General features: G+C 30.7%; 10 protein-coding genes. 5 read left to right on the top strand and 5 right to left on the bottom strand.

What is annotated here, in order from left to right; genetic code table 11:
* A partial coding sequence (locus KGF41_RS13230) for an RNA-guided endonuclease TnpB family protein (protein ID WP_227856727.1) occupies positions 1 to 488 on the bottom strand: 488 nt, incomplete at its 3' end.
* Positions 489 to 670: 182 nt separating this feature from the next.
* A complete protein-coding gene (locus KGF41_RS13225) occupies positions 671 to 1,564 on the bottom strand; it encodes a LysR family transcriptional regulator (protein WP_227828685.1) in 894 nt (297 codons plus the stop codon).
* 180 nt (positions 1,565 to 1,744) lie between these two features.
* On the opposite strand from KGF41_RS13225, the gene KGF41_RS13220 reads away from it, so the two are divergent.
* From KGF41_RS13220 to KGF41_RS13210, 4 genes are read left to right on the top strand one after another with little or no spacing between them, the layout of a single operon-like run.
* Positions 1,745 to 2,917 (top strand): iron-containing alcohol dehydrogenase, encoded by a 1,173-nt coding sequence (locus KGF41_RS13220; RefSeq protein ID WP_227856726.1) that lies wholly within the window; start codon positions 1,745 to 1,747, stop codon positions 2,915 to 2,917.
* 24 nt (positions 2,918 to 2,941) lie between these two features.
* Positions 2,942 to 3,514 (top strand): DapH/DapD/GlmU-related protein, encoded by a 573-nt coding sequence (locus tag KGF41_RS13215; RefSeq protein ID WP_227850493.1) that lies wholly within the window; start codon positions 2,942 to 2,944, stop codon positions 3,512 to 3,514.
* A gap of 4 nt (positions 3,515 to 3,518) precedes the next feature.
* Positions 3,519 to 3,650: a hypothetical protein gene (locus KGF41_RS20910; protein WP_255287815.1), complete on the top strand. Its 132-nt coding sequence runs from the start codon at positions 3,519 to 3,521 to the stop codon at positions 3,648 to 3,650.
* A 4-nt stretch (positions 3,651 to 3,654) separates the two neighbouring features.
* The gene (locus KGF41_RS13210) at positions 3,655 to 4,182 is read left to right on the top strand and encodes a cyclophilin-like fold protein (protein ID WP_227850465.1); all 528 of its coding nucleotides are present in this window, start codon (positions 3,655 to 3,657) and stop codon (positions 4,180 to 4,182) included.
* A gap of 61 nt (positions 4,183 to 4,243) precedes the next feature.
* Here KGF41_RS13210 and KGF41_RS13205 read toward each other — a convergent pair whose 3' ends face one another.
* The 3 genes from KGF41_RS13205 to KGF41_RS13195 all read right to left on the bottom strand — a co-directional run bounded on the left by KGF41_RS13205 (position 4,244) and on the right by KGF41_RS13195 (position 9,208).
* On the bottom strand, positions 4,244 to 5,128 hold the full coding sequence (locus KGF41_RS13205) for a GGDEF domain-containing protein (protein ID WP_227850466.1): 885 nt from the start codon (positions 5,126 to 5,128) through the stop codon (positions 4,244 to 4,246).
* A gap of 484 nt (positions 5,129 to 5,612) precedes the next feature.
* Positions 5,613 to 7,472, bottom strand: a complete 1,860-nt coding sequence (locus KGF41_RS13200; protein WP_227856725.1) for an ABC transporter ATP-binding protein — start codon at positions 7,470 to 7,472, stop codon at positions 5,613 to 5,615.
* A complete protein-coding gene (locus tag KGF41_RS13195; protein ID WP_227842699.1) occupies positions 7,472 to 9,208 on the bottom strand; it encodes an ABC transporter ATP-binding protein in 1,737 nt (578 codons plus the stop codon). The genes KGF41_RS13200 and KGF41_RS13195 overlap by 1 nt, the downstream gene beginning before the upstream one ends.
* Before the next feature lie 267 nt (positions 9,209 to 9,475).
* Here KGF41_RS13195 and KGF41_RS13190 point away from each other — a divergent pair, with 267 nt between their 5' ends.
* On the top strand, positions 9,476 to 10,354 hold the full coding sequence (locus KGF41_RS13190) for a LysR family transcriptional regulator (protein WP_227842700.1): 879 nt from the start codon (positions 9,476 to 9,478) through the stop codon (positions 10,352 to 10,354).
* Positions 10,355 to 10,474: the final 120 nt, after the last annotated feature.

Here is a 10,474-nt window from a genome sequence, read left to right as displayed (position 1 = left end):
CTTGTAGGTGTTTTTGATACAGTAGCATTTAATATTCTACCATTTATATTTTGAGTCACTTTAGCCTTAACCCATTTCAATTTTGGTAGCTTAATTAGATTATCCTTAATAGTTATATTATTATTTACACACTTACTTTCAAAACTTCTTTTAGGATTTCTTTTACTTTTGAACTTTGGAAATCCTTGATTATTACCCTTTTTAAATTCTCTAAAGAAGTTTTTATATGCACTATCTAAATCATCAATGGTAGCTTGCAAACTAGTTGAATCAACTTCTTTAAGCCATTCATATTCTTCTTTAAGTGATGGAAGTTTTTTAATTAAATCATACTTTGAATGTGATTTACCTTCCTTTTCGTATCTTTCTTTTTGAAGTGCTAACATATGATTATACACAAATCTTGAACATCCAAAAGATTTTTCTATTATTTCTTTTTGAGTTTGATTTGGATATATTCTAAACTTAAAAGCTTTCATCTGTATCATTTCTTCACCTCCTTTTAATTTATATTACAGGCTTACATCTCCACCCTACTTACGTTGAGGATGGAGTATTTCGCCTATCTTTGATAAAAAAGCTTTATTTTATCTCTCATTACATATAAATCTCGTTTCATAAATCTCACCACCTTCATATAAATAATATTATAAATTAAATAGCTATCTTTCTATTCTGATACAAAATTATTAATTTCGCTTTGCAATTTATTTAAAAACTTTTTAGTTGCCTTAGAAAAAACCTGATACTTTTTCCAGACAATATTTAAGTGTGCTTCTAATCTCGGTTCTAAAGGTCTAAAACAAAGATTGCTATTACCTGTTGTATTGATTAGCTTATCCAAGCAAAGAGCATATCCAGCCCCTTCATCTACCATAAGAGAAGCATTGTAGACAAGATTATAAGTTGCCACTATATTAAATGTTTGAAAATCTTGCCCAGACCAACCAGAAATTACATTTTGAACCAATGTTTGACGTGAAGTTAATATAGGAATTCCCTTCAAATCTTCTGCACATATCATTTTCTTTTGAGCAAGTTCACAATCTTTTTTCATAAGTAACCCCCATACATCATTAACAGGAAGTTTGATATAATCATACTTTTCCATGTTGGCAGGTTCGATTAAAATTCCAAAGTCTAAAAGTCCTTTATCTAGTCTTTCCGTTACATCATCAGCATTTCCACTAAATAGATGATAGCGTATATTAGGGTATTCTTTCTGCAATTCTTTCACAGTTTTTGCAATAAAACGCATAGCATCTGTTTCTCCCCCACCAATATAAACATTTCCTCGTATGTCATCATAATCATTGTTAAAATCTGAAGTAGTTTTATCTGCTAAATCAATTATTTCCTGCGCACGTTTACGTAAAAATAAGCCATCCTCTGTAAGTGTGATTTTTCTGTTGCCACGCAAAAACAACTTTTTCCCAAGTTCATCCTCAAGTTCCATAAGTTGTTTTGAAAGTGTAGGTTGTGTCACATTAAGTGATTGAGCTGCACTTGTAATACTTTCCTCTTTTGCAACTGCCAAAAAATATCTCAATACTCTAAGTTCCATTTGTATATCCCTCCTATTTATAGTGTAGTTTCCTCTAGTATTCCTGTCAACTATGGGAAGGTATTCTTTATAAGTATTTGCTATTATATTATTTCGTTAATATAATAAACATATAGAAACTATGATATAAATTTTAATAAGAACAATAACATGAAAAGGACATAAAAAGGAGGAAAAAATATGAATTTTAATATGTATATACCAACTCGTTTTATCTTTGGAAATGGACGTTTAGATGAATTACATCAACAAAAACTACCTGGAGAAAAAGCCTTGCTTGTTGTTTCAAGTGGAAAATCAACTAAAGAAAATGGTGCACTTGCCCGAACAGAAGAGCAGTTAAAAATGGCAGGAGTAGAGTTTGTGTTATTCAGTGAAATAGACGCAAATCCTAATAAAAATTCTGTCATGAACGGGGCTTCCTGTGCTCGTGAAACAGAATGTGATTTTATTATTGCCTTAGGTGGTGGAAGTGTCATGGACGCTTCAAAAGCAATTGCAATGATGGTAACAAATGATGGTGACTTATGGGATTATGTAAATGGAGGTACTGGAAAAGCACAACCATTACAAAATGAACCACTACCAGTTGTTTGTATTACAACCACTGCTGGAACAGGTAGTGAAGCTGACCAATGGGGAGTTGTTACAAATGAAGAAACCCATGAGAAAATTGGTGTTGGTGGTTATGACTCTTTATTCCCTGTTTTGTCTATAATTGACCCAGAATTGATGAAATCTGTACCACCTGAATTTACTGCTTATCAAGGATTTGATACCTTATTCCATGCTGTGGAAAGCTATATATCTTCTTTTTCCAGTGTTATGAGCGATATGTATGCTTTAACTGCTATCGAAAATGTAGGCAACTATCTTGCACATGCAGTAAAAAATGGTAGTGATATGAAAGCAAGAGAACACATGGCTTTTGCAAATACGATTGCAGGAATTGTCATGACAATCAGTGTCACTACAGCACAGCATTCTTTAGAACAGGCTATGTCTGGTTATTACCCAAGACTTCCTCATGGTGCAGGTTTGATTATGATTTCTAAAGCTTTCTTTGGATTTTTTATAGAGAAACATGCTTGTGATGAACGCTTTGTACGCATGGCACAGGCATTGGGAATGAAGGATGCTAACAAAGCAGAAGATTTTATTACAGCTCTTAGCAAATTACAAGAAGCTTGTGGCGTTGCAGATTTAAAAATGTCCGATTATGGAATTACACCAGGAGATTTTAATCTAATAGCAAAAAGTGCACGAGAAACAATGGGTGGTTTATTTACAGCAAATCCTTGTGAAATGACACATGAGGATTGTGTAGAAGTATTGAAAAAATCTTACAGTTAATCAGAAAGGATGTGTGAAATGAACTTGAACTTAAATACATTTTTAAGACACGTTAATCAAGGACTTACTGTTGTTGGGGGCTCAGAGTTACATAAATTTATGAGTGAACTCAGCAATGAAGCCATGAAAATTACCTCTAAATTAAACAATCATTATCATGAGCCAGAAGAAATTAGAACATTGTTTTCAGAGTTAATAGGAAAACATGTAGATGAAACATTCAACATGTTCCCTCCATTTTATACTGACTGTGGAAAAAATATAACAATAGGTAGAAATGTTTTTATAAATTCAGGATGTCGATTTCAAGACCAAGGTGGTATTACTATTGGAGACAATTCGTTAATTGGTCATAATGCAGTATTGGCAACTTTAAATCATGATTTTGCACCAAGCAAACGAAGTACTATGCACCCAAAACCTATTAAAATAGGGAAAAGTGTCTGGGTCGGTGCTAATGTCACAATAACTCCTGGTGTAGAAGTGGGAGATGGAGCAATCATAGCAGCTGGAGCTGTTGTAACAAAAGATGTGTCACCTAATACGTTGGTGGGAGGTGTCCCGGCAAAGTTTATAAAAAAAATTAAGGAGGAATAAATAAATGAACAAAAAAGTCTTAATTATATCTACAAGTTTTCGCAGAGATGGAAATTCTGAAATATTAGCAGATATGTTTTTAAAAGGGGTAAAAGATATATTAAGTAAAGCATATCAAATGGGAAAGGCAGTATAAGCCTATGAAAAAGATTATAAGCCTTATGTTAACTGCACTTTATAGCTTTGCATTGTTAGGTTGTACAAATATTCCAGCCTCACAACAAACAATTAAGCAAGAATCTAAAAATAATACTTTAACTGCAACTCCTATTTCTTATAAAGAAAAAGAAGTGATAACATCAACTAAAAATAACATGATAACTGCCAATCTTAAAATTGGAGATAAAGACTTTGTATTGAAACTTTATAATAATGCCTCTGTACAAACACTACTAGAAAAAATGCCACTTACACTAGATATGAAAGATTTAAATAAAAACGAAAAATATAATTACTTTACAAAAGATTTGCCATCAAGTTCAGAATCTGTAAAAAATATTAAGACTGGTGATTTTATGCTATACGGCTCTGATTGTTTGGTACTATTTTATAAAGATTTTCAAACCTCATATAACTACACTAAGCTGGGGTACATTGAAGATACCAGTAAACTTGATGAAATATTAGGAAATGGAAACATACAAATAGTGCTTAGTATTATTAACTAAAACAATAGTGTCATTATGTCAAATACATCTACCATGATGACACTATTGAACCGAATTTTCTCTAACTTACAATCTTATTTTTTCCATTATTTTTAGCTATGTAAAGCTTTGTATCCGCTCCCTTTACTAGCTTCTCAATAGTCATATTTTCAACGTACTCCTCTACACCACCACTGACTGTAATTTTGTTTACTAAATCAAATAATTTTTTATCACTAGAAACATGTATGCGAATACGCTCTGCTACCTCAATTGCTTTAGATTTAGTAAAGCTAGTCATTACAACTATAAACTCTTCTCCTCCGTATCTTGAAACAATCCCATCATTTCCAACCTCTTCAATTAAAATCTCACTAAATCGAATTAATACATTATTTCCACATAGATGACCATATTTATCATTTATTTTTTTAAAATCATCTATATCAAACAATACAATGGACATAACTCTTTCTTGCAGTGGCTTTTTTAATATATTGGACATATATTGTATTAAATATCTTCTATTATACAAATTTGTCAAATCATCTATAATTGCCTGCCTTTCAAGTCTTTGGTTCAATTTATATACTTTATCACGCTCATGAGAATACTCTTGTAAAACCACAATCATTACTATACATAAAAACAATGAAACTATAATAAAACTACTTATCGTATCTGATGCACGAGATTCGCCTATAGATACAATTAAGTTTGGGTAATTAAATGCCAAAAATATAGATATACAATACACAAATATAGATACAAATATCATAACTATTCTCTTAAGACCATCAAGAGTCAATGATATAACACATATTCCCAACAAGAAATAAAGCATCATACCACTATCCACTCCACCACTTATAAAAAAGAGTACTGGAAATAAGAATATATTAAGCCCTATATTAATTACTAGACACCCTCTATCAATATCTTGTGTTTTAAGAGAATAGATTGCCAATATGGACATGATACAAAAGCAAGAAAAACTTCCCCATATAGATATACTAGGAAGGCTACTAAAAAGAGCTGCAACAAAAGCTAAAAATGAACAAATAACTCCAGCAAAACAAAAAAGATAAAAAAGCCTTTCTTGTAAGTTTAATTTTTTATTTAAATACGTCTCCATGTATTTTTTAATAGACTGTTGTATAGATGACAAATATTTATCTCCTTCTTTATTAAGATATTTTAATTTAATTATATTATAATATTATATCATATAATAAGTATGTTTAAATAATAGCTTACATATCCAATATATGGAATTAAATTTATCTAATAAGTATATATGATAATAAAAGTATGTAGAAAAATATTAAAAATAAAACTTATAAAAAATAACAGACAATTACATGTATAAAATAACAAAGCAAAGCACTCATATTATGTTAAAGTGCCTTGCTTTATTTATATATTATATAAAAATTTATAACCTATAATTTCTATTCCAACTCAAATGCCCCTGTATAAAGACTATAATAAACTCCTTTTTTATTTATTAACTCATCATGAGTACCTCTCTCTATTATACGTCCCTGTTCAAGAACTATAATTGCATCTGAGTTTCTAACAGTAGACAATCTATGTGCTATTACAAAAACAGTTCTACCCTTCATAAGATTATCCATACCTTTCTGTACCAGTGTTTCTGTACGTGTATCAATAGAAGATGTAGCTTCATCAAGAATCATTACTGGTGGATTTGCAACTGCTGCACGGGCAATCGAGATTAATTGTCGTTGACCTTGTGAAAGACTGGCACCATTTTGTGTCAATATAGTCTGATATCCATTTGGCAATCTAGTAATAAAGTCATGTGCATTTGACAATTTAGCAGCCTCAATACATTCATTATCTGTAGAATCCATTTTACCATATCGGATATTATCCATAATTGTTCCTGTAAATAAGTTGACATCTTGCAATACAATTCCCAAGGAATTACGTAAATCTGTCTTTTTAATTTTGTTGATATTGATACCATCATATCTAATTTTTCCATCTGCTAAATCATAAAAACGGTTAATCAAGTTTGTTATGGTAGTTTTTCCAGCTCCAGTCGCACCGACAAATGCTACTTTTTCTCCTGCTGTTGCTTCCAAAACTATGTTGTGTAATACTAATTTCTTTTCTGTATATCCAAAATCCACATCAAAGAACTGAATATCACCTTTTAAAGGAGTATATGTTATTGTACCATCATGATGAGGATGTTTCCATGCCCATATTCCTGTATTATCAGTTGTTTCGATTACTTCCCCATTATTGAATCTAGCATGTACTAATGTAACATATCCATTATCTTGCTCAGGCTCTTCGTCAATCAATTCAAATATACGTTCTGCTCCTGCCAACGCCATAGCCATCATACTAATTTGCTGTGCAATTTGTGAGACAGGCATACAAAATGTTTTCGACAAACTCAAGAAAGCGACAATCATTCCAACTGTAATAGAGCCTACACTATACAATGCCATAAGTCCTCCAAAAAGAGCAATTAACACGTATTGCAGATTTCCAAGTTGCATAATAGTTGGCATAAGTATATTACCATATTTATTTGCTTGTGTAGAATCTAAACATAAATCTTTATTCTTTTTATCAAATTGTTGTTTTGCATCTTCTTCATGGCAGAATACCTTAATGACTTTTTGACCATTTATCATTTCTTCAATATATCCTGTAATATTTCCTAATGTCTCTTGTTGCTTTATGAAATACTTTGCACTTGCACCACCAATTTGTTTAGTAACTATGCTCATGATGACTGTAACTACTAAAACTAAAAGCGTCAAAGGTACATTACTTATAAGCATAGAAATCAATATAACAACTACTGTAATAATAGCCGAAATAAATTGTGGTAATGCCTGTGAAATAAACTGACGCAATGTGTCTGTATCATTGGTATAATGGCTCATAATATCTCCATGTGTATGAGTATCAAAATAACAAATAGGAAGTTTTTGCATATGTACAAACATGTCATCTCTAATTTCTTTCAAAGTTCCTTGAGAAATCTTTACCATAATTCGATTATAGAGGAATGTTGCGACAACACCTAAGATATAAATACATGCCATTAAAATAATTGTATATAATAAGCCACTAAAAGATGGATTATCTTCAAGCAAAAGTGGAGTTATATAATCATCAATCAATGTTTGCAAAAACAAAGAACTTATGACAATAGTACAAGAGCTAAAAAGAATACATACGACAACTGTGCTAAACAAAAGTTTATGTCGCCCTACAATATAAGATAACAGTCGTTTCCATACGCTAAATACCTTTGTTTCCATTACTTGTCATCTCCCTTCGTTTGTGAATCATAGATTTCCCTATATATTACATTTGTTTTTAGCAATTCCTCATGTGTACCATACCCATTGATTTTACTGCCTTCCATAACGATAATATAATCAGCATCTTCCACTGAAGAAATACGCTGTGCAATAATAATTTTTGTAGTGTCTGGTATTTCTTCACTGAATGACTTTCTAATCATTGAATCAGTTTTTGTATCTACTGCACTTGTAGAATCATCAAGTATTAAAATTTTTGGTTTTTTTAGCAAGGCTCTTGCAATACATAGTCTTTGCTTTTGACCACCAGAAACATTTGTCCCTCCCTGTTCAATATATGTGTCGTATTTATCTGGAAATGTTTCAATAAAAGAATTTGCCTGTGCCAATTTACAAGCATGTATCATTTCTTCTTCACTAGCATATTTATTTCCCCAAAGTAGATTTTCTTTAATTGTTCCAGAAAATAGCTCATTTTTTTGAAGAACCATTGCTACTTCATTACGAAGTGTAAATAAATCATAGTCTTTTACATTTACGCCTCCTATTGTAATTTTTCCCTCTGTCACATCATAAAGACGTGGTATTAATTGAACTAGTGAACTCTTTCCACTTCCAGTCCCACCTATAATCCCCAATGTTGAACCAGTTTCTATATGAAATGAAATATTTTTTAGACATTCTTTTTCTTTATCATCTACATAACTGAAACATACATTATCAAAACTTATTTCTCCATTTTCCATATGATATACAGGAGTATCACCGTTTTTTAATGAACTTTCTTCATCTACTATTTCTATAATTCGTTCACAGGAAGCTCTTGCCATATTAATCATAACCATAACCATAGATAACATCATAAGACAATTAAGAATATTCATGGCATATGTAATTAAGCTGGAAAGTTCTCCTGTAGTCATTGTAGTTGCATTGCTTGAAACTATCATTTTTGAACCAAACCAACAAAGTAGTAGTGTACAGCAATACATAGAAAACTGCATTAATGGCATATTATAAGCAACAATTCCTTCAGCCTTTCCAAATGTCTTGTATATTTTCTCTGAAACATGTTTAAATTTCTTGACTTCAAATTTTTCTCTTACAAAAGATTTAACTACTCGTATACCTGTGAGATTCTCTTGCACAACTCCATTTAAGTCATCATAAATATTAAACACTCTTTCAAAATATGGATGGGAACGACTTACAATTAAATATAAACCAACTCCAAGAATTGGGATTGCAATTAAAAATATAAAGGATAAACTCGCATTAACCATAAATGCAGCAATCAATGAAAATACAAGCATAAGTGGAGCACGTACAGCCACACGAATAATCATCATATAAGCATTTTGGACATTTGTTACATCTGTGGTTAATCTTGTTACAATACTGGAAGTTGAAAACTTATCAATATTAGCAAAAGAATAGCCTTGTATTTTGTAATACATATCCTTCCTTAAATTTTGTGCAAACCCAGCAGATGCAGTAGCACAAAAACTTCCAGACAGTATTCCAAAACATAATCCTAAAAATACACAAACAATCAAAATGGTACCAAGTTGCACTAGGGTCTGTGTATTGTTTCCACTGATTCCTACATCAATCATTTCTGCCATAATCATAGGAATTAAAATTTCCATTAAGACTTCTAATACAACAAATACTGATGTTAGTATGGAAGCTTTTTTATACTCTTTAATGGAACAAGCTAATTTTTTAATCATATTCTATCTCCTTTTCTAACTAATTTTTAAGATGTTGATTTACTCTAAGTTTTATCAGACAACTTTAATTATCTATAATTTTCTTACCTAACTTTTATTTATTCTGTATAGAAATGAATATACTCAGATGCCTAATATTTAAAATTTTATCATTATCTGTGTTGAATGAGAATTTCAAAAACCTTAATAACATTAGATAAAATCTAATATTATATTGAAATTATCTCATCTTACAATTATACTTTTGATATGGAAAGAAGGTGCTTTATGAATACTCAACAATTAGAATGTTTCGTATGTGTTGCTGACAAGTTAAATTTCACAAAAGCAGCAGAAGAACTTTTTTTATCTACTCCTACAGTTACTCACCATATCAAAAATCTAGAAGAAGAATTAGGAGCGAAATTATTTATACGAAATTCAAAAATGGTTCGATTGACAGAAATGGGAAATATGTTTTACAGTGATGCCAAAGACATACTCAACAAAATAGAGGTATCACATAAAAGGATAGCAAAAGCTACTTCTCAGAATACTTCTTTTTTGCGTATTGGATGTTCTAGTCATGCTGAACTCAATAAATTACAAGGTATATTGTCAGACTTACGAATTGCCTTTCCACAGGTGTACCCTTTAATATTTATGGAGGATTATTTTAAGCTTAAAAATTTATTCAATAATAAACATTTAGACATTATGCTTTCAACAAGAGAAATGATTAGAGATATGAAAGAATGCACTTTTAAGAAATTAAAGAATACTAAAAATTATGCTATTATGTCCTCACAATCTATCCTTGCTGAAAAAGATAGTCTGACTTTTGATGATTTAAAGACAAATTGCTTAATTATATTAAATCCTAAGTTTATACCATTTCAACATGGAAACATATTGCAGGAAAAAATAGCATTACATTCTCAAAACCATTTTAATATTGTATGTGAAAATGACCAAGCAAGTATACTTCTTGCAAATTGTGGATATGGTATAGCAATATTACCTGAACATTGCATACCAACAGAAAGTGATGGTTTTATTATTCGTCCAATCATTGAAGAAGCTATCATCGAGTATGGTATTGCATATCAAAAAAATGTAAAGGAAAAATACATTCGATTCTTTATAGATAATTTTACTTGTTTGTAAATAAAAATAAGAAAGAAGAACCTCAAATATAAAGGTTCTTCTCTTTTATTTCAATATACTATTCTTTAGTATTTTAACTGTATCGAGACATATTTTTATATAAACATATTTTTACTAATA

This window comes from Clostridioides sp. ZZV14-6150 (assembly GCF_020657875.1).
In the GTDB taxonomy this organism is placed as follows: Bacteria; Bacillota; Clostridia; order Peptostreptococcales; family Peptostreptococcaceae; genus Clostridioides.
This window is presented reverse-complemented; position numbering and strand designations above follow the sequence as displayed.